This window comes from Halomicrococcus pelagicus, from assembly GCF_051917725.1.
Lineage (GTDB): Archaea > Halobacteriota > Halobacteria > Halobacteriales > Haladaptataceae > Halomicrococcus.
The window spans coordinates 292,682-312,315 of record NZ_JBQBLX010000001.1; the positions used below are offsets into that span (position 1 = coordinate 292,682).

19 protein-coding genes and 1 tRNA gene are annotated in these 19,634 nt (G+C 69.0%); 9 read left to right on the forward strand and 11 right to left on the reverse strand.

Translation table 11 applies throughout. The features are described 5' to 3' along the window. The first annotated feature begins 12 nt into the window (after nt 1-12). A complete protein-coding gene (locus ACTF4R_RS01585) occupies nt 13-1,869 on the forward strand; it encodes an FAD-binding protein (protein ID WP_440005722.1) in 1,857 nt (618 codons plus the stop codon). 66 nt (nt 1,870-1,935) lie between these two features. On the opposite strand, the gene ACTF4R_RS01590 is transcribed toward ACTF4R_RS01585, so the two are convergent. From ACTF4R_RS01590 to ACTF4R_RS01600, 3 genes are all read right to left on the reverse strand, one after another. Beyond that, nucleotides 1,936-3,522, reverse strand: a complete 1,587-nt coding sequence (locus ACTF4R_RS01590) for an alkaline phosphatase family protein (RefSeq protein ID WP_440005723.1) — start codon at nt 3,520-3,522, stop codon at nt 1,936-1,938. Between the two features lie 370 nt (nt 3,523-3,892). Then, nucleotides 3,893-5,365, reverse strand: coding sequence for an oligosaccharide flippase family protein (locus tag ACTF4R_RS01595; protein WP_440006664.1), 1,473 nt, complete (start codon nt 5,363-5,365; stop codon nt 3,893-3,895). Then, nucleotides 5,365-7,167, reverse strand: a complete 1,803-nt coding sequence (locus ACTF4R_RS01600) for a hypothetical protein (protein WP_440005724.1) — start codon at nt 7,165-7,167, stop codon at nt 5,365-5,367. Before ACTF4R_RS01600 ends, ACTF4R_RS01595 begins: the two co-directional genes overlap by 1 nt. Nucleotides 7,168-7,451: 284 nt before the next feature. Between ACTF4R_RS01600 and ACTF4R_RS01605 the strand changes: the two genes are divergently transcribed. After that, nucleotides 7,452-7,802 carry a VOC family protein gene (locus ACTF4R_RS01605; RefSeq protein ID WP_440005726.1) on the forward strand — a complete coding sequence of 117 codons (351 nt, stop codon included), beginning with the start codon at nt 7,452-7,454 and terminating at the stop codon, nt 7,800-7,802. A gap of 74 nt (nt 7,803-7,876) precedes the next feature. Then, complete coding sequence (locus tag ACTF4R_RS01610; protein ID WP_440005728.1) at nt 7,877-8,278, forward strand: acyl-CoA thioesterase; 402 nt, start codon at nt 7,877-7,879, stop codon at nt 8,276-8,278. 154 nt (nt 8,279-8,432) lie between these two features. Here the strand turns inward: ACTF4R_RS01610 and ACTF4R_RS01615 are convergent. Next, nucleotides 8,433-8,517 (reverse strand) — tRNA-Leu (locus ACTF4R_RS01615). A 186-nt stretch (nt 8,518-8,703) separates the two neighbouring features. On the opposite strand from ACTF4R_RS01615, the gene ACTF4R_RS01620 reads away from it, so the two are divergent. Together ACTF4R_RS01620 and ACTF4R_RS01625 are read left to right on the forward strand one after the other, a co-directional pair. After that, nucleotides 8,704-8,841, forward strand: coding sequence for a hypothetical protein (locus ACTF4R_RS01620; RefSeq protein WP_440005729.1), 138 nt, complete (start codon nt 8,704-8,706; stop codon nt 8,839-8,841). Between the two features lie 72 nt (nt 8,842-8,913). Further along, entirely contained in the window at nt 8,914-9,474 is a 561-nt protein-coding gene (locus ACTF4R_RS01625) for a DUF420 domain-containing protein (protein WP_440005731.1), read from the forward strand. A gap of 41 nt (nt 9,475-9,515) precedes the next feature. Here the strand turns inward: ACTF4R_RS01625 and purF are convergent, their stop codons facing one another. From purF to ACTF4R_RS01645, 4 genes are all read right to left on the reverse strand, one after another. Beyond that, nucleotides 9,516-10,994, reverse strand: coding sequence for an amidophosphoribosyltransferase (gene purF / locus ACTF4R_RS01630; protein ID WP_440005732.1), 1,479 nt, complete (start codon nt 10,992-10,994; stop codon nt 9,516-9,518). 194 nt (nt 10,995-11,188) lie between these two features. Beyond that, entirely contained in the window at nt 11,189-11,365 is a 177-nt protein-coding gene (locus ACTF4R_RS01635; protein WP_433623875.1) for a 50S ribosomal protein L37e, read from the reverse strand. After that, the gene (locus ACTF4R_RS01640) at nt 11,362-11,553 is read right to left on the reverse strand and encodes an LSM domain-containing protein (protein WP_113275493.1); all 192 of its coding nucleotides are present in this window, start codon (nt 11,551-11,553) and stop codon (nt 11,362-11,364) included. The genes ACTF4R_RS01635 and ACTF4R_RS01640 overlap by 4 nt, the downstream gene beginning before the upstream one ends. 82 nt (nt 11,554-11,635) lie before the next feature. Beyond that, nucleotides 11,636-12,700, reverse strand: a complete 1,065-nt coding sequence (locus ACTF4R_RS01645; RefSeq protein WP_440005734.1) for a M20/M25/M40 family metallo-hydrolase — start codon at nt 12,698-12,700, stop codon at nt 11,636-11,638. Nucleotides 12,701-12,835: 135 nt separating this feature from the next. Between ACTF4R_RS01645 and ACTF4R_RS01650 the strand changes: the two genes are divergently transcribed. Then, nucleotides 12,836-13,057 carry a hypothetical protein gene (locus ACTF4R_RS01650; RefSeq protein ID WP_440005736.1) on the forward strand — a complete coding sequence of 74 codons (222 nt, stop codon included), beginning with the start codon at nt 12,836-12,838 and terminating at the stop codon, nt 13,055-13,057. Nucleotides 13,058-13,094: 37 nt separating this feature from the next. Here ACTF4R_RS01650 and ACTF4R_RS01655 read toward each other — a convergent pair whose 3' ends face one another. Further along, a complete protein-coding gene (locus tag ACTF4R_RS01655; protein WP_440005737.1) occupies nt 13,095-14,030 on the reverse strand; it encodes a DUF1028 domain-containing protein in 936 nt (311 codons plus the stop codon). A gap of 101 nt (nt 14,031-14,131) precedes the next feature. Here ACTF4R_RS01655 and ACTF4R_RS01660 point away from each other — a divergent pair, with 101 nt between their 5' ends. Continuing rightward, on the forward strand, nt 14,132-14,590 hold the full coding sequence (locus tag ACTF4R_RS01660; RefSeq protein ID WP_440005739.1) for a DUF7282 domain-containing protein: 459 nt from the start codon (nt 14,132-14,134) through the stop codon (nt 14,588-14,590). On the opposite strand, the gene ACTF4R_RS01665 is transcribed toward ACTF4R_RS01660, so the two are convergent. Continuing rightward, on the reverse strand, nt 14,587-14,994 hold the full coding sequence (locus ACTF4R_RS01665) for a DUF7528 family protein (RefSeq protein ID WP_440005741.1): 408 nt from the start codon (nt 14,992-14,994) through the stop codon (nt 14,587-14,589). The genes ACTF4R_RS01660 and ACTF4R_RS01665 overlap by 4 nt on opposite strands. A gap of 246 nt (nt 14,995-15,240) precedes the next feature. Here ACTF4R_RS01665 and ACTF4R_RS01670 point away from each other — a divergent pair, with 246 nt between their 5' ends. Continuing rightward, nucleotides 15,241-17,997, forward strand: a complete 2,757-nt coding sequence (locus tag ACTF4R_RS01670; protein ID WP_440005743.1) for an AAA domain-containing protein — start codon at nt 15,241-15,243, stop codon at nt 17,995-17,997. 218 nt (nt 17,998-18,215) lie between these two features. Further along, nucleotides 18,216-19,232 (forward strand): mechanosensitive ion channel family protein, encoded by a 1,017-nt coding sequence (locus ACTF4R_RS01675; RefSeq protein WP_440005744.1) that lies wholly within the window; start codon nt 18,216-18,218, stop codon nt 19,230-19,232. Here ACTF4R_RS01675 and ACTF4R_RS01680 read toward each other — a convergent pair. Then, a complete protein-coding gene (locus ACTF4R_RS01680) occupies nt 19,229-19,627 on the reverse strand; it encodes a universal stress protein (protein ID WP_440005746.1) in 399 nt (132 codons plus the stop codon). The two genes, ACTF4R_RS01675 and ACTF4R_RS01680, sit on opposite strands and share 4 nt — an antisense overlap. Nucleotides 19,628-19,634 lie beyond the last annotated feature (7 nt).

The following is a 19,634-nucleotide window of genomic DNA, read 5'->3' on the forward strand; positions in this document are numbered from 1 at the left end:
GAAATCACACACATGCACGAACACGACGTCGTCGTCGTCGGTGCGGGCGGTGCGGGGCTTCGCGCGGCCATCGCGGCCCACGAGGAGGGGGCCGACGTGGCCATCGTGACGAAGCTCCATCCCGTGCGAAGCCACACCGGCGCGGCAGAAGGCGGTATCAACGCGGCGCTCCGGGAGGGCGACTCCTGGGAGAAACACGCCTACGACACGATGAAGGGGTCGGACTACCTCGGTGACGCGCCAGCCATCGAGACCCTGACCAAGGACAGTCCCGAGGAGACCATCCAGCTCGAACACTGGGGGATGGCGTTCTCCCGCGAGGACGACGGCCGGGTGTCCCAGCGACCGTTCGGCGGTCTGTCCTTCCCGCGGACGACCTACGCCGGGGCCGAGACGGGCCACCACCTGCTGCACACGATGTACGAACAGCTCGTCAAGCGGGGCATCACGGTGTACGACGAGTGGTACGTCTCCCGGCTCGCCGTCACGGACCACGACGACCCCGAGGACCGGGACTGTCACGGCGTCGTCGCCTACGACATCAAGTCCGGCAACGTCGAGGGGTTCGTCGCCCGCAACGGGGTCATCCTCGCGACGGGTGGTCTCGGCCAGGTGTACGACCACACGACGAACGCCGTCGCCAACACCGGCGACGGGGCCGCGATGGCCTACCGGGCCGGCGTCCCGCTGGAGGACATGGAGTTCATCCAGTTCCACCCGACGACGCTCCCCTCGACCGGCGTCCTCATCACCGAGGGGGTCCGCGGCGAGGGCGGTATCCTCTACAACAGCGAGGGCGAGCGGTTCATGTTCGAGCGCGGGTACGCCAACAACGTCGGCGAACTCGCGTCCCGCGACGTGGTCGCTCGCGCCGAACTGACGGAGGTCAACGAGGGTCGCGGTATCGACGACGACCACGTCCACCTGGACATGCGCCACCTCGGCGAGGAGCGCATCATGGACCGCCTGGAGAACATCGTCCACCTCGCGGAGGACTTCGAGGGCGTCGACCCGCTCGAGGAGCCGATGCCGGTCAAACCCGGACAGCACTACGCGATGGGCGGCATCGAGACCGACGAGAACGGCGAGACCTGCATCTCCGGTCTCTACGCCGCCGGCGAGTGCGCCTGCGTCTCCGTCCACGGGTCGAACCGCCTGGGCGGTAACGCGCTGCCTGAACTCATCGTCTTCGGCGCGCGCGCCGGCCGGCACGCCGCGGGCACCGACCTCGGCGAGGCCGAAATCACGACGGGTCGCACCGAGGACACCGAACCCGGCGAGGTGGAGACGCCCGTCGCGCCCGGTGCGGTCGAGACCAACGAGGACGTCGCGGCCGACGGCGCGGGCGAGACCGAGGCCGACGGCAGCGTGACGCTCACCGACCCCGGTCAGACCGTCGAGAGCGCGGTCCAGAACGAACGGACTCGCGTCGAGCGCCTCCTCGAGAAGGACGAGGGCATCCAGCAGGCCGAGGTCCGCGAGGACCTCCAGAAGACGATGACCGACTACGTCAACGTCTTCCGCAACGAGGACGGCCTCAAGCAGGCGCTGGCGGAGATTCGCGAGGTCCGCGAGCGGTACCAGGACGTCTACGTCAACGACCCGTCGCGGACGTTCAACACCGACCTCGTCCAGACCATCGAGATGCGCAACCTCATCGACCTCGCGGAGGCCATCACGCTCGGCGCGCTCGCCCGCGACGAGTTCCGCGGCGCCCACTGGCGCCAGGAACACCAGGAGCGCAAGGACGACGAGTGGCTCAAGCACACGCTGCTGTCGTGGAACGGCGGCGACCCCGAACTCTGGTACAAGCCGGTCATCCTCGAAGGCGAGGACAAGGAGTACGAGCCGAAGGTCCGTAGCTACTGAATCGCCGTTCTTCCTCTCCGTCGTTCGTCTCGAACTTCGCCGCTATCGACGGTCAGCCGTGGAATCTCACTCCATGTAGCCGAGTCCGCGCAGGCGGTCCTCGACGTCGTCGAAGTCTGCGTCGACTGCCTCCGAGGCGGACTGGCCGTACTCGCGCTGGGACACCGCGCCGCGGCCGGCCATCGAGTGCGGGTCGAATATCTCCTTGAGCACCCGACCGTCGGCGTTCGCCGGGATGGGCTCGTCCAGCGCGTGGAGGACCGTCGGAGCCACGTCGGCGACGCTGGCGTCGGTGGGGGTCGCGCCGCTCTCGATGCTTGGCCCCCACGCGAGGAAGACGCCCTCCGGGCGGTGGCTGGCGACCTTGCTCCCGCTGTCGGAGAACACGGTGCGGGTGAGCTTCGACCCCGGTTCGTACTCCTCGATGCCACGTACGATGAGGTCGGGCGAGTGCGGGTCGTTCGGGAACAGGTCCTCGCCGTCGAGCACCCGGAGCGCGCGCTCGTCCGTCTCGGGGTCGGTCGTGGCCTCGAACAGCGACCGGAGCTCCGTCTTCACGTCCTCGACGTCGCCCGGGTCGACGACGCCGGGGTCGAACCGCGTCGTGTCGTTGACGTAGCAGTTGCCGGAGCCGTGGACGAACGCCATTGTCTCGTCGAAGTCCACGTCGTAGAGGTTGTGGTCGCCCGGGACCTGCGAGGCGACGGTGTCGACCAGCGAGCGCGGGAGGTGTTCGACCAGGGCCTCCTCGCTCACGCCGAGTCGGGCGAGGGTGCTCTCGATGGTCGTCTTCGTCACGCCGAACCGGGCCAGCACGCCCCGGGTGCCGTCGCCGCCCTTGCGCGCCAGGAACCCCTCCTGCTCCAGCAGCGTGTTCACCGAGACGATGGTCGAGATGGGGCCGAAGCCGTGGTCGGACGCGACGAAGAGGATGGCGTCGCGGTCGGCGACGTACTCCATCACCTCGCCGACCACGTCGTCGAGTTCGCGGTAGTGTTCGAGCAGCGCCGCCTCGTCCCAGACGAGATGCTGGAGGCGGTCCGGCGCGGTGTAGACGAAGAAGAAGAGTCGCCACTCCTCGCGGTCCATCAGCAGGCGCATCAACCGTCGACGGGTGGCCAGGAGCGAGGAGAGTTCCTCGCGGAACTCCTCCGGTCGGTCGCGGTACTCGTCCCACGAGAGGCCGACGCGATACTCGGGGATTTTCTCGGCTATCTCGTCGGCGAGGCCGTCGGGATGCGTGGCCCGCTCGTCCATCTGGGGGGTCATCATCCCGGAGACGAGCGTGCCGTCGACCTCGTCGGCCGGATAGGTCATCGGGACGTTGCCGACGACGGCGGGCGAGAGCACGTCCCAGAGTTCGGGCTGGCGCACGTCGGCGCTGGTGTTCATCCGGTGCGTGTAGTTCGATTCGAGGTGCTGGAACCCGTAGACGCCGTGTTTGTCCGGCCAGACGCCGGTGGCGATAGTCGGCCAGGCCAGCGGCGTCGCCGCCGGCGTCGTGCTCGACAGCGCCCCGGCCGCTCCCTCCGCGGCGAGTCGCTCCAGGTTCGGAAGTTCTCCCGCCTGTATCCACGTGCTGAGCAGGTCCCAGGGGACGCCGTCGAGTCCGAGGACGAACGCCCGGTCGGGACTGGTCGTGTCCATCGACATAATCGCTTGCTCCGTCGGACTACTTGCGTCGGTTTTGTTATGCGCCGATTGGCCCCCGTTGGGCCGTGCTTTCCCGAGGCCGCGGACCGGAACGCCGTCGGTCTTCGATTCGAAGGCCTCGCCGGCCCCAGCGTCGCCCTTCGGTGGGGAAAGCCGGTCCTGAATGTTCGCCGACGCCGGGCGAATCGCCGGTCGACGGTCACGGCCGCCGCGGAGTCACGCGTCGAACGACGGCGCAGTCGCCGACCGACGGCGTCCCCGCGTAGACACGGTAGCGTCGCGGGGCAGTGACGAAGTCTCGAACGCGCGCCCGCCTGCCGGAGTTCGAGACGTCGAGGAGACGGGGCGTCCGAAGGTCCGGCGGGCGCGCTCAGGCCAGGATGCCGACGACGCGGCGGACGTCGAGCAGGCCGCTGAACACGGCGAGGGCGGCCCAGACGACCACGCCGAGCAGGACGACGCCGGCGAGCGAGAGGGGGCCGGAGACGTACGGGAGCGCGACCAGGACCGCGCCGGACATCGCGACGGTGATGGCACAGACGAAGGCGACGTGGCGCAGGAGCCGCGGAATCGCCAGCGAGAGTTCGGCGTGGACGACCGCGAGGTTGACGGCGACGTAGACGGAGTGCGTGGCGACCGTCGCCATCGCCGCGCCGAACGCCCCGAACGCGGGGATCAGGAGCAGGTTCAGCAGGAAGTTCGCGACCGAGGTGCCGCCCTTCGCCAGCGCGCGCTCCCGCGCCCGGCCGAGGAAGTCCAGCGCGTCGCTCGTGATGAACGTTATCGCCTGGAGGACGACGTAACCGGCGAACGCCTGCACGACCGGGACGGCCGCGCTGTACGTCGCACCGAAGACGGTCACGACCGCCGGGTCGGCGACGAGCACCATCCCCGCCGCGGCGGGGACGTACAGCAGCAGGGTGTGTTCGAGCGTCGTCTCGTAGAGCCGCGCCGCGCTCTTCGTCTCGCCGTCCGCTTTCTGCTCGCCGTAGGTCGGCGAGACGGTGAACCCGAGCGACGCCGCCGGCGTCTGGACGAACGTCGATATCTGCTTCGCGAGGTAGTAGTAGCTGACCGCGACGGGGCCGATCAGCACGCCGACGAGGATAGTGTCGACGCGCTTGTCGAGCACGTTCGCGCCCCGGGTCGCGGTCAGCGGCACGCTGTACCGCAGGACCCGGCGGGCGAGTCCGGACTCGACCGCGTCGGAGGCGGCGCGTTCGTGGTCCCGGTAGAACTTCCAGTAGAGCAGGCCGACGCCGACGGCGGCGGCCAGCGCGTAACTCACCACGTAACCCGCGAGCGCGCCGGCCGCACCGCCGAGCGCGACCACGCCGAGGGTGACGAACGCGAGCAGACAGACGCTCCCGGTCGCCCGGGTGACCGCGCTGTACGTGACGCGATTGAACCCCTGGAACGCGATGACGGCGAACGTCGACAGCGAGTAGACGGCGACGTACACGCCGCCGATGCCGAGCAGCGGTGCGAGGTCCGGATGTCCGACCAGGCGGGCGACCCGGCCGCCGAACAGCACGAATCCGGCGACGACGGCGAAGGTAGCGACGAGCCGGTAGCCGAGCGCGGTCCGGAGGACGTGGGGAATCTGTCCGGGGTCGGTCTCGCGGTACTCGGTGACGTACCGGGCGGCCGACTTCGCGAGGCCGAGGTCGGCGAACAGGCCGGCGACGCCGCAGACGGCGAGCACCGTGCCGAGGAGACCGTACTCCGCGTTCGTCAGCAGGAAGCGCGTCAGCAGGACCACGAGCAGACCGTTGGCCACGACGTGGGCGGCGCGCGCCCCGAGCGTCGCTTTGAATCCGCGGGCGAGCCGTTTCGCGTCCATCATTCGCTCCCGTTCACGTAGTACAGCTGGAAGCCGCCGCCGGACTGGACGCGGGAGACGCCGGGGTGGGCTTCGAGGCTCCTGAAGCCGCGAGCGGGGAAGCGCAACCCGTCGTACACCCGTAGCTCACGCTGACGGGCGGCGTCCGTTACCGGCAGATACCGCGGACCGTCGTAGTACCGGGCGATGCGACCTGCGGTGAAGTTCTGCCCGGTGGCGTTGAACCCGCCGTAGATGGCAGTGCCGGTGAAGTCGAGGCGCTTGTTCTCCCGGTAGCCCAGCACCCCGTCGCCGTATCGCTCGGCGGGCGACCGGAGGCCGACGAACCGTGCGTCGCCCCGGTGGTCGAACGCCGTTCCGTAGCCCGTCATCGACCCCTGGGTGACGTGGCCGGACGGCTGGTAGATGTAGGGGGAGTGAAACACGGTGAGCAGCGACAGCGTGAGCAGTACGACGACGACGACGCCGGCCACGAGCGGGACGGGGTCCCCGTTCGGCGCGCGAGCCTCGACGACGTCGACGGTCCGGGCGACCGCGATGGCCCCGAGCATCGTCACGGGTACCATGATGAACCCGAGGACGCGGAAGTGGAACTGCGAGTAACTCGTCGCGAGGAAGACGCCGAACAGGCCGAACAGCGGCACGAGGCCGACGGCGAGATACTTGCTGAACGCGTTCACGTCGGCGTCCCGGAACCGACCGAAGAATCCCACGAGCAGCAGTATCCCGGCGAGTCCGCAGAACACCCCGGTGACGAGAAACATCTTCAGGAACAGCGCCTCGAAGCTCCCGCCGATCTGGGAGAGACTGGCGGCCCGCTGACCGATGTCACCCCCCGCGGACGGGTCCGTCGCGATGCGGACGATGAGGGCCCGCGTCGCGCCCGACGACCGCTCGTGGCGGGGCGCCCACAGCAGGAAGATCGCCAGCAGGAACGCCGTCTGGCCGTACATGGCGCGGTGGCGGGCGATGGCGTGGCCCTTGCGGAACCGCCGATAGACGAACTGGACGAAGACGATGCCCCCGAACAGCAAGGCGGCGTTGACCGCCTGCTGCGGATGGACGAACACGATGGCGGCCGACGTGAGCGCGAGCAGCGTCCCGAAGGAGGTCCCGAACGGCGGCACGCTCGGTCCGTCGACGTTCGTGATGTACTTCGTCGCGACGAAGAGCATCAGGGGGAAAAACAGGATGGCCTGGGAGGTGGGGTGTGCGAGGAGGAACACGCTGATGCTGTTGATGGGCAACAGCAGGAACCCGCCCAGGGCGGCGAACGTCGTCGCCCGGTGGTCGCCCGTAACCGTCCGCACCGCGAGCGGGACGAAGACGATGAACAGCAGCGCGAACGCGACGACCATCAGCATGAGACCGTCGCGCAGCGGGAGACCGGTCGCCTCGCTGATGACGATGGCGATGGAGTGGGTGCCGGGGTACAGGAGGTCGTAGGCGGCCATCTTCCCGCCGGCGATGTCTTTCGCCCAGCCGAGGTGGGTCAGCGAGTCGCCCGCGCCGTAGAAGTGATACCCCCGGAGGACCGGCAAGGCGGTGACCGCGAGCGTCGCGACGCCGCCGAGCACCAGCGCGAGCGACCGGTACCAGTCCGGCGAGGCGCAGGCGACCCCGACCGAGACTACCAGTGCGAGGCCGATGCCGGCCCAGAACGCGAGCGGCGTCGCCGAGTAGATGGACAGTTCGTACGCCCGCGCCGGGTCGGCGTGGGCCGCGACCACGCCGACGGCCAGTGCCGCGAACCCGGCGGCGAGCGCACTCTTCTCCAGTCGGTGTGAGTGCGTCCGAACCATTCGCTCGTCCCCGGCGACGCCGGTCGCACCCTTTGTTATGCACCCCCTGTTGCCGCAGAACCGACCGTAACGCTCGGCTCTCCCCCGACGGGCAGTTCGAGGCCGTGCCGGCGACCGGTTCGTCGCCGGGTGTCGCGCTCCTCGACCAGCTGCCGAGAATCGCGCCGAGGCACCGGTTCGACGGACGCCACGGTCGTCGACGAGCGCGACGTCCCGCCCGGGACGCTGCTCGACGCAGTGGCGCACACCCGAGACTTTTCGTCCCGGCCTCCGTCGGGCCGACCATGACCGGCGTCGTCTTCTTCGCCAGCGAGGACCGCGAACGAACCGTCTCGTTCTACACCGACCGCCTCGGCGCGGACGTGTGGCTCGAACAGCCCGACTGCACCGTCCTCAAGTACGACAACATGCTCTTCGGATTCTGCGAGCGCGAGTCCGCGGACACGGACGGCACCGTCACCTTCGTCACCGACGACCGGGCGGGCGTCGACGCGCTCCACGAGGAACTGGCCGACCGCGCTCGCGGCGACCCCGTCGAGAACGAGCGCTACGACATCTACCAGTTCTTCGCGGACGACCCCGAAGGTCGCACCGTCGAAGTGCAGACGTTCCTCCACGAGACGGACCCCGTCTGACGCCACCCGTCGAGGCCGGCGTCGGACAGCACCGAACCGACAGTGGGATGTAGCCGCTCGTGACTAACGCCGGCATGGACGATTTCGAGTACGCGACGGAGATCGAGGTCCGGTATCGCGACCTCGACACGATGGGCCACGTCAACAACGCCGTCTACGCCACGTTTCTCGAACAGGCGCGCATGGACTACTTCCGCGACGTCGTCGGCGCGGAACTCGAGGACGTCGGCGGCGTCATCGCCCACCTCGAAATCGACTACCGCCAGGCCGTCACGCTCGACGACGACGTGACCGTCGCCGTTCGCGTCCCCGAACTCGGCGAGTCCAGCATCCCGATGGAGTACGAGATCCTCGCGGACGGCGAGGTGGCCGCGACCGCGGAGGTCGTCCAGGTCGCCGTCGACCCCGAGACGCGCGAGTCGCGGTCGCTCCCCGAGCTCTGGCGCGACCGCATCAGTACGTACGAGGGCCTCTGAGTTCGCGGACTCCCGGCGCTACTTCTCGTGCAATCGCGTCCAGGAGAACGGACCAGCCACGGCTGGTCGGTGTCGGTTCGGTAGGATTGTGCGTGGGTGCAGTCCCGATGTGGGAGGGCACCTTGCATCGTTCGTGGCGAGTGTCGCCGTGCGATGCGTGGGACCGGATTTGAACCGGCGGACCCCTACGGGACAGCGCCCTCAACGCTGCGCCGTTGGCCTAGCTTGGCTACCCACGCTCGCAGTCACTTTCCGCACTCGGTGGTAGATGGTGCCCCGATAAAAGGCCTTTCATTTGCTCGCAGTCCGGTGGTCGTTCACGCGCCGTACTGCCCCGGGCGTACTTCGATGTCGGTCACTCTCGACGCCGACGTATCGGCGTTCGCTCATTAAATTCATTCGTCCGCGCGAAGATATCCCGGGCGATGCTCGATCGCCTGCTCGATCGCTTCCGAAACACCCGCATCGACTACGTCTGCTCGGACTGCGCGCGGGCGTTCGACCTGCCGTACGACGCCTGCCCGATTTGCGAGGAGGGCGACCTCCATCGCGTCGTGAACTGACCGGGGCGAGCGACGCCGACGCGACGAGCGGGTAGGATAACGCGTATGTCGGGTCGGCCCCAACGCCGTCACATGAACTGGACAGCGCGGAACCACGTCCCGGCACTGACCGCCGTCCTCTCCGTCGTCTCTCTCGCGCTCGTGTTCGCCGCGGCGCTCGGGGTCGTTCCGCAGGGGGCGCTCCCGCACGCCCCCGCCGCGGTGCTCGCCGCCATCCCGCACGTCAACGCCGCAATCAGCGCCGTCGCCATCGTCGTCATCGCGGGCGCGTGGCGAGCGATTCGCCGCGGGAACGTCGACCGGCACCGCAGCGGCATGCTGGCAGGACTCGTCCTGTTCGTCGCGTTCCTCGCGCTGTACCTCTACAAGGTCGCGCTGGAGGGGCCGACGCAGTTCCCCGGCCCCGCCGCCGTCGAGCGGTTCGTCTACTTCCCGATACTGGGCGTCCACGTCCTGCTGGCGGTGGTCTGCATCCCCCTGCTATACTACGTCCTGCTGCTGGCGCTCACGCGCCCGGTCGGCACGCTCTCGGAGACGAACCACCCCCGCATCGGCCGCGTCGCCGCCTCGCTCTGGCTGATATCGTTCTTCCTCGGCGTGGTGGTCTACCTGCTGCTGTACGTGGCGTACTGACAGGGACGAGGATTCGGGCGGCCGGTGGAAAACCGAGGCCGTCAGTCGTCCGCGCCGGCCGACGACCCGCCGTCGATGACGGGGCGGCTCACCTCGCGGTCGGTCTCCTCGCCGTCTATCTCGTAGGGGTACTCGCCGGTGACACAGCCCATGCAGAGGTCGCCGCGGTCGGCCCCCAGCGCGTCCGCGACCGCCTCCCGGGAGAGGTACGCGAGGCTATCGGCGTCGATGGCGTCGCCGATCTCCTCGACGGACTTGTCGGAGGCGATGAGTTCCTCGCGGGTCGCCATGTCGATGCCGAGGTAACAGGGGGCCACGATGGGCGGCGCGCCGATGCGCATGTGGACCGCCTCCGCCCCGCAGTCTTTGAGCAACTGGACGAGCTGCGTCGAGGTGGTGCCCCGGACGATGCTGTCGTCGATGAGCGTCACCGTCTTCCCCTCGACCGTCGACTTGATGGGGTTGAGCTTCAGGCGGACGGCGCGCTCGCGCTCGTCCTGGGTCGGCATGATGAACGTGCGACCGACGTACCGGTTCTTCATCAGCCCCTCGGCGAACTCGACGCCGGCCCCGTTGTCCTGGGCCGCCTCGGCGTACCCCGAGGCGAACGCCCGACCGGAGTCCGGCACCGGCATCACGACGTCGGTGTCGATGCCGCTCTCCTCCCAGAGGTTGCGTCCGAGCTCCCGCCGCACCTCGTAGACGAGGTTGCCGTCGATGACGCTGTCCGGCCGCGCGAAGTAGACGTGCTCGAAGAAGCAGTGAGCCGGCCGGTCGCGCTCGACCAGCTGGTAGCTGTCGAACCCCTCGCCGTCGGGGTGGAGGACGACGAGTTCGCCGGGACGGACGTCCCGGACGAGTTCGCCGTCGATGGTGTCGATGGCCGCCGACTCGCTGGCGACGACGTACCCGTCTTCGACCGTCCCGATACAGAGCGGACGGTTCCCGGCGGGGTCCCGGACCCCGAGCACGGTGTCGTCGTGCATGATGGCCAGCGAGTAGGAGCCGTGGATGCGGCTCATCGTTCGCTTGACCGCCCGGACGAGGTCCGATTCCAGCAGGTTGCGAGCGAGGTCGTGGGCGATGACCTCGGTGTCGCCGTCGGAGGTGAACGCGTGGCCCAGTCCGGCCAGCTCCTCGCGAATCTCTTCGGAGTTGACGAGGTTGCCGTTGTGCGATAGCGCGAGCGAGCCGCTCTTGAACGAGACGGTGAACGGCTGCGCGCAGCTCTCGTCGACGCTGCCCGCGGTGGGATACCGGACGTGACCGATGCCCGCGCTCCCCGCGAGTCCGTCGACGTCGTCGGTGTCGAACGCGTCGCCGACGAGACCCATCTCGACGTGGCTGTGCTGCTGGAACCCGTCGTGGGTGACGATTCCCGCAGACTCCTGGCCGCGGTGCTGGAGGGCGTACAGCGAGTAGTAGAGGGGTCGCGCGGCGTCCCGGTCGGCGAGCGACGCGCCGACGACGCCGCACTTCTCTGTCGGGCCGTCGAAGGATCCGTCCCGGCCATCTGGCATAGCTACTCATAGTGCGGGCCAGTAGTAAAAAGCCTCGTTATCGTGTCGTATTCTTCCGTTCCCAAGCTGGATTTATGCACGAACGTGCCCATCAGACGTCCGGTCGGCGTACCCGTCTCTCTTCCGGCGTCGACGACGGAGTGGACGACAGCCGCGGCTACCGAGTAGAGAGCGAGAGAAAGGGAGGAGGCGACTCAGTTGTCGCCCGTCTTGCCTTGCCACTCGTAGTCGCGTCGCTTGCTCGACTTGCCGAAGCCACACGACGAGCACTTCTTTTTCTTCACGTGGTAGGACTTCTCGCCGCAGCGGCGACATTTCACGTGCGTCGTCTTGTTCTTCTTCCCCTGGCTAGGCGTTCCTGCACCGGTCATGGATTGATAGAAACGACGTTATCGCCGCGTATAATGGTTGTGTCTTCGTCCGCCGCGTCCTCGATGACGAGGTTCATGTGCTGGTCGTAGCCGGTCAGCGTTCCGGTGTACTCCTCGCCGCCCTTCAGACGCACCGTCACTTCGCTATTCAGCGACGCTTCGAGCACGTCAAGCGGTCGTCCACTCATATGACAATTCCCACTGGTTGCGTTCTTAAACGTACCGGATGTAACTCGGGCGAAGCGACGACGTCGCGGCCCTCGACGACGCTCAGACGTCGACGGCGAACTCGTCGCGGTCCTCGGCGCGCTCGGCGAACGCGGCCAGCAGGTCGGCCGCCGCGTCGAGGTCCTCGGTGTCGACGATCTCCGCCGGCGTGTGCATGTACCGGTTCGGCAGGCCGAGGTTGAGCGAGGGGATGCCGCCGCGGGCGGTGTAGAACGCGTCGGCGTCCGTGCCCGTGCTGATGCCTGCGGCCTGCAGTTGCACGTCGATGCCGGCGTCGTCGGCCGCGGCGCGCACCGCGGCGACGACCTCGGGGTGGTTGGCGCTCCCACGAGCGACGACCGGGCCGCCGCCCAGGTCGACGTTCAGGTCCTTGAACCGCTCCTCGCCCGTCACGTCGGGACTGTCCATGGCGTGCGTGACGTCGACGGCGACGACGGCGTCCGGGTCGAGGTCGAAACCGACCATCGTGGCCCCTTTCAGACCGACCTCCTCCTGGACGGTGCTGACGGCGTACACCGTCGCGTCGACGCCGCGCTCGGCCGCGCGGCGCAGGGCCTCCGCCGCGGTCCACGTCCCGACGCGGTTGTCCATCCCGCGGGCGGCGACGCGACTGCCGTGCAGGTCCGACAGCGTCTGTCGGACGGTGACCGGGTCGCCCACGTCGACGAGTTCCTCGGCTTCCGCCTCGCTCTCTGCGCCGACGTCGACGTGCTGTTCGTCCACGTCCTCGACGTCCTCGTCGCCCTCCCGGAGGTGGATGGCGGCCTGACCGACGACGCCGGGGACGACGCCGTCGTCGGTGTGGACCTCGACGTGCTGGCCCTTGGTCACGGTGTGGTCCGACCCGCCGATGCGGCCGACGCGGAGGAACCCGTCCTCGTCGACGCCGGCGACCATCAGCCCTATCTCGTCGGCGTGGCCCGCGAACGCCAGTTCCGGGCCGTCGCCGTGCAGAACCGCGACGGCGTTGCCGTACTCGTCGGTCCGTACCTCGTCGGCGAACTCGGAGACGTAGTCGACCCAGACGCGCTGTCCCGCCGTCTCGAATCCGGAGGGACTCGGCGTCGTCAGCAAGTCGTCGAGAAAGGCGCGCTGTCGTTCGTCCATATCGGCACGCGGGAACGTGACGTATTCAATCCCTCGCATCGTCCGCCGTCTCGATTCCGGAGGCCCGGTGCCGTCGGACCGCCGAGCGAGACGACCCCCAGAACCGATAAGGGCCGTCTCGTCGAACGGGAAGGTATGGGGATTCTCGAACTCCACTTCCACGATTCGCAGTTCACGCTCGACGTCGGCAGAGGCGACGGAGACGGCGTCCTCTCGCTCGGCGGCGAAACGACGGAGACCGGGGGAGACAGCGACGGACGGCCGCCGATAACCGGGAAGCTGATGCCGCTGCTCGTGGTCCTCGTCGCCGTCGGAGTGACCGTGCTGCGGCAGCGACGCCGACGCAGGGCGGAGTGAGGACGCGAGCGGTCGGAGCCGTCGAGAGACGCCGAACCTACTTCCTGTCCAGACGCGAGAGGCCGTGCCAGATGGCGTCGACCATCCGCTCCTCGCCGGTTCCGTCGGCGTCGTCCCAGCCGCGGGCGAGCGCGTCCTCCAGCACCGCGAGGTCGTGGTTCTCGAAGTTGTTCATCCCGCGGAACGATTCGAGGGCGGCGCGCTCGCTCTCGCCGAACGCGCTCGACGGCGTCCCGTCGTAGAACCCGAGGTCGGCGAGCGTCGCGGCGACGGATTCGGCCGTCTCCCCCGATAGCTCCCGCGTCTCCTCCGGTTCCTCGCGCTCTAGCAGCGTCACGTCGTATATCTTGAACACCCGCTCCAGTTCCTCGATGGGGGTCTCGTGGTCGTCGACGCGCACGTCGACCCAGCGGTCGTTCTTCCCGTCGTAGCCGCCGCCGGGCTTGACGACGTAGAGGGCGGCGCTCTGTTCGCCGCGCTTGTCGCCGCCGGCCTCGTTGCCCGCGTGGAGCGCCGCGATGAGCCGCTCGGGGAGGCCGCGGTTCGCGGTTTTACCGTTCTCCTCGAACGCCTCCGCCATCGCTTCGAGCGTCTCGCGGTTCTCCAGGATGTTCCCCTGGACCGTGTACTGTTCGCCCTGGACGTCGCTGGCGTGGTCGAAACACTCCTCGCCCGTGAACGCCGCGACGGAGCCGTCCCGGCCGACGACGCCGACCTGTCGCTGGGCGGCCTCCGGGTCGTCGTCGGTCAGCGCCTCGACGACGTCGTCCGCCGACGCGCCCTGCCGGAGCAGGTCCAGTCCGTCCGGACCGTACGCGACGTTTGCGAAGCTCTGGGTGGCTATCGCGCCCGCGTCGGCGCTGGCGAACGGGACGACTGCACCGACGCCGACGAACTTCGACTGGACGGCGACGCCGACCGCGTCCCGTTCGGGGTCGCGCGCGACGATGGAGAACGTCGAGGGTCGTGGCATATCGGTCTCCTCGGACGCCACCCCGAAAAACGTTGAGCCTCGACGGTCCGTCGTATCGTCACGTCTGGCGACGTTTTCCGGTCGGAGCGCGTACGTCCGGCGTGCGCACCGCAGTACTGCTCGTGCTCGTCGCACTGTTTCCCGTCGGCGTCGCCGGCCACGCGCCGGACGCGTTCTCGCCGTCGGCCTGCGACCCGGACGCCCGCGTGACGCTCCAGAACCAGTCGGTGACCGAAGCGGCCGGAGCCGCGACGGTGACCGACGCGACGCTCGAAACCGGCGGGTTCGTCGTCCTCACGCCCGACCCCGACGCGTCGGCGGGCGAGATGCGCGTCGTCGGCGTCTCGTCGTACCTCCCGCCGGGGACTCACGCGAACGTGACCGTCGGGCTGGACGCGCCGCTCGACCGACCCCGCCGCCTCTCCGCGGTCGTCCTCGAAGACGCCAGCGGCGACCGAGTCGCCGACTTCGACGGCTCCGACGAGTTCGCCCGCGACGGCTGCGGCGGCCGAGTCGTCGACGCCGCGACCCTCCGCCCGGTCTGCGGTCGCGCCGACTAGCGCTTTCCCTCCTTGTGCGCGGTGAGGGGCTGGCGCGCGACCAGTTCGCAGTCGAACGCGGGATGCTCGACGAAGTGGTGGACCAGCATGTGTCGGCGACCGCCGGTCAGCCCCGTCTCGCCGACGTCGGCGGCGGTGAACTCGGTCGGGAGACGCTCGTACCGCCGGGAGAGCGCCTCGAAGCTCTCGAACACCTTCCGGTGACCCGACGAGTCGGCTCCCCGGCGCGAGACGACGTAGCAGCCGTCCTCCCGGTGCTCGCCGACCGTGTGGACGAACTCGCGGCGCTCCGTCAGCGCCGCCCCGAGCGCTTCCCGCAACCGGTCGGCCTGGCGTCTCGACAGCACCTCGGTCTCGCCGGCCACGGTCACCTCGACCGCGCCGCCCGCGCTCGACACCGACACCCGCGGCTGGTCGGCGCGTGACGCGTCGTCGGTGGCAGAAGCGTCGCTACGCTCGCGGGAGAATTTCTCGATCAGCCGCCGACCGACGGCTTCCTCTATCCTCCGGACTCACGAGGGATTCGCTCGTCATCGCACTCCCCAGTAGTTCCTCTCGACTGATAAATTTACGGGACCGGCGGGTCGCGCGCCGGTCGACCGGTGGTCCAACCGACAGAACTTTTCGAGGTGCAGCGCTACGAACGTTGCGTGAACGTACGGGGAACGGTCGTCGAACCGGGCGAAGTGCGGACGGTCAGCACGCAGTACGGCGACCGCGACCTCGCCGAGGTGGTCGTTCGGCGCGACGACGGCGAGTCGACGACGGTGACGCTGTGGGGGAAGTGGACCGAGACGGCCGACCTCCTCGAGGAGGACATGGAACTGCTCGTGACCGACGTGGACGAGGACAAGTACCGCGGCGAGACGCGGTACGCGACGGGCGAGGAGTCGTACGTCGTCGTCGAGCCCTCGTTCCTGGTGAACGTGACCGACGTCCGGTCGTGGGTGCAGTGTCCGCGGATGTACTACCTGAACAAGCTGTCGGGCGTCCCGCTGAACTACCCCGTGGTCAAGGGGACCATCGTCCACGAGGTGTTCGGGGACCTGCTCCGGGGGCGCGACCTCGACGACGCCATCGACGAGCGCGTCGAGGAGGCCGGCCTCGAACTCGGGCTGCTCGGCCGCGAGGCCGACGAGGTGGCCGGCGAGGTGCGCCAGAACGCGAAGGCCATCGAGGGGTGGCTCGAACAGGGCGCGCTCACCGAAGAGGACCAGTGGCGCAGCGAGTACACGCTCATCAGCGAGCGGTTCGGCATCAAGGGGCGGGCCGACGCGCTCCGGCGGGGGATGCCCGTCGAACTGAAGACGGGGAAGAACACCAAGCGGGACCCCCGGTTCCAGGACAAGATTCAGGCGGCCTGTTACGCCCTGCTGCTCCAGGAACGCGACGTGCCCGCCGACACGGGGACCCTGCTGTACACCAAGAACTCGACGCTCGACCGCAACGAGGCGACGGGCGACCTCTCGCCCGCCAAGGAGTTCTCCGTCGGCCGGGGGTTGCTGGAGTTCGTCGTCCGGACGCGCAACGAGATCGCCGCGATGGAGTTCGACTACGGCGTTCCGACGGGCTACGAGGCGGACGCGACCTGCGCGCACTGTTTCGAACAGGACACCTGCATGGTCGTCTCCGGTCGCCTCGACCAGACGTCGAAGGCCGGGCAGGTCGGTACTGCGATTCCCGACGAGGAACAGGAGTACTTCGAGGCGCAGTACCGGGCCATCGAGGCGGAGCGCCGCGAGGTCCACCGCGAGTACGCCAAGCTCTGGGAGCAGACCGCCGAGGAGCGCGCCGACGCCGACAAAGCGCTGATAGACCTCGAACCCGCGGACCAGGAGGAGATAGAAGACGAGCGCTGGCGACTGCGCGCCCGCCGCACCGACGACGCCGTCTCGAAGATACGGGAGGGCGACGTGGTGATCGCCAGCGACGGCCACCCCGTCCACGGCCACGCCGAACTGGCGCGGGTGAAAGAACTCGGCGAGGAGGTCGTCGTCACGACCGACGAACCCGTGGAGTTGCGCCGACTGGACGTCTACCCCTCCGAACTGAGCGCCGACCGGATGCTCACGGCGTTGCACGACTGCCTTCTGAAGGGCGACGCCGACCGGAAGGACGTGCTCTTCGGCCGTCGAGAGCCCGAATTCGGGGGTGGCGAGGCGGGACGGGCCTCGGTGGAAGCGAGCGGTGAGCGGAGCGAACCGCGAGCCGGTGAAGAGACGTACATCGCGAACAACGAGAGCCAGAACGCCGCCGTGAACCTCGCGGTGAACGCCGAGGACTGCGCGCTCATCCACGGCCCGCCCGGCACGGGCAAGACGTACACCATCGCCCGCACCGTCCGGGCGCTCGTCGAGCGCGGAAACCGGGTCCTCCTGTCGGCGTTCACGAACCGCGCCGTGGACAACGCCCTCGAAGCGCTGCGCGACCAGGGGTTCGAAGACATCGTCCGCGTCGGGACGGAGAACGGCGTCCGCGAGGACATGCAGGACCTGCGACTGGAACACGGCGGCGACCCCGGCGAGCGCGTCGCCGAACTCCGCGGTGCGAGCGTCGTGGCCGCGACGACGGCCACCTGCGGGTCGCGGGTGATGCGCGAACAGGAGTTCGACGTCGCGCTCGTCGACGAGGCCTCGCAGTTGACCGAACCGGCGACGCTCGCGGCCATCAACCTTGCCGAACGGTTCGTCCTCGTCGGCGACCACCACCAGTTGCCGCCGGTCGTTCGGGCCGAGGGCGCGGAGCGCGCGAGCGGAGAGCGAGACGAACCGCGAGCGAGCGACCTCGGCGAGTCGCTGTTCGAGCGCCTCGTCGAGCGCTACCCGGACGCCTCGGTGATGCTCGAACGCCAGTACCGGATGGCCCAGCGCATCCAGGCGTTCTCCTCCCGAGAGTTCTACGACGGCGCGCTCCGTCCGGCGGACGGCGAGACCGCCGCCCAGCGGGTCGACGACCTGCCGGGCGTCGACGGCGACGCGCTGCCCGACCGCCTCCGGAACGCCGTATCGTTCGTCGACCCCGACGGGACGACGGTCGGGAACACGAACCCGGCGGAGGCCGAACGCGTGCGCGAAATCGTCGAGCGGTTCGTCGAGGCGGGCGTCGCCGTCGAGGACGTGGGCGTCATCGCGCCGTTCCGGGCGCAGGTCGCGGAGATATCGCGGCGCGTCCCGGACGACGTGACGGTCGACACCGTCGACCGCTTCCAGGGGTCGAGCGAGGAGGTCATCGTCGTCTCGTTCGTCGCCACGGGCGACCTGGACAGCCCCATCTTCGAGGACTACCGTCGAGTGAACGTCGCGCTGACGCGGGCGAAGAAGTCGCTCGTGCTCGTCGGCGACGAGGCCGCGCTCCGGTCGCGGGACCTCTACGACCGCATGGTCGACTGGGCGGGAGCGGAGCGGTAACCGGTCCGCGTCGACGCGTTCCGATGCTCCGCGCTCCGCCGGCCGCGACGATTCGCGCCCAGTCGACGCGGATTCGTTCGCCCTCGCGGTCGTAATACTCGCTCTTCCCGACCGTTACCGTAACCCGGACGCGCCGCGAGGCGGCCGTCTCGGGGCGGAACGAGGGGCGGTCGCGCCAGAAGGGAGGATTTTTGGACGGCGATTGAGAGGCGGCACGCATGGCATGGCTCCCGGACCCGCTGGTCGACGCGTGGCGGGTCCTCACGGCGGTGGGCGACGAGCGCATCGCACCCGGCGTCGTCGTTGCCGACCTGTTCGTCGCGGGACTCCTGCTGGTCGCCGGCTGGTACGTCTCCCAGCTGGTCGTCCGGTTCGTGGGCCGGCGAGTCGCGCGGCGGTTCCAGCGCCCGAGCGTCCGCAAGACCATCCTCCGGAGCGTCCGGGGCGTGGTGCTGTTCGTCGCGGTGACGCTCGCCGCCGGTCGGCTGGGGTTCCACGTGTCGAACGTCGTGCTGTCGGTGACGGTGTTCTCCGCGGTGCTCGGCCTCGTGCTCGCACCCCTCGTCGGTAGCGTCGTCAACGGCCTGTTCGTGCTCGCGGACCAGCCCTACGAGATCGGCGACATGATCGAACTCGTGGACAACGGCTCGCCCACCGGCGGCACCCGCGGCTACGTCGAGGACATCACCCTGCGGTACACGAAGGTTTTCACGCTCCAGAACACGTTCCTCGTCATCCCGAACGCGACGATGCGCGAGCGCGACGTGATAAACTACTCCGCCGAGGACACGCGCTCGCGGCTCTCGCTGGAACTGCTGGTGACCTACGAGGGGGACTTAGACGAGGCGCGAGCCATCATGGAGCGGGCGGCCCGCCAGACCCGCGAGGTGGTCGAGACCGGCCCGGACATCCGCATCGGGAGCGCTCGCTACCCGAGCGCGCCGGTGTCGTACATCAAGGAGTTCGCCGACCACGGCATCCTGCTCGAACTGCAGTACTGGGTGAAAGACCCCTACTACGTCGGCCGGGTGCGTTCGAAGATACAGGAACAGATATGGGCGGACCTCGACGACGCGGACGTGGAGATAGCCTACCCCCACTCCCACCTCGTGTTCGACGACACGAGCGGCACCGCGCGCGTCTCGGTCGACCCGGAGCGCGGTGGCGTTCCCCCTCGACGCGAGTCGGCCGAGGAGGCGCGCCACGACTCGCCGGGCGAGTCCGAGAGGCGCTAGCCGACGGTGACGAGTTCGCAGTCGACCTTCTCGTCGAGGAACGCTTCGATGTCCGGGTCGCCGATGATGCGACGAATCGTCCGCCGCCAGCGCCCCACCTGCTTGCGACCGATGACGACCACGTCCGCGTCGGTCGCCACGATCTCCTCCAGGATGGTCTCCTCGACCAGGAACCCCTCGCGCACGACGAACCGGACGCGGGCGAACTGGTCGGACGCCCGTTCGACCCCCCGCTTCAGGTCGCGTCGCGTCACGTCGTCGCCACGATGGTAGAGGTTGACGTGGAGGACGGTCAGGTCGGCGTCGCGCTCGTCGGCCAGGTCTATCGCCGACGCGAGCGTCCGCTTTGAGTGTGCCGACAGCGGATACCGGACCGGTACGAGGACGCGGGACATGTCATAG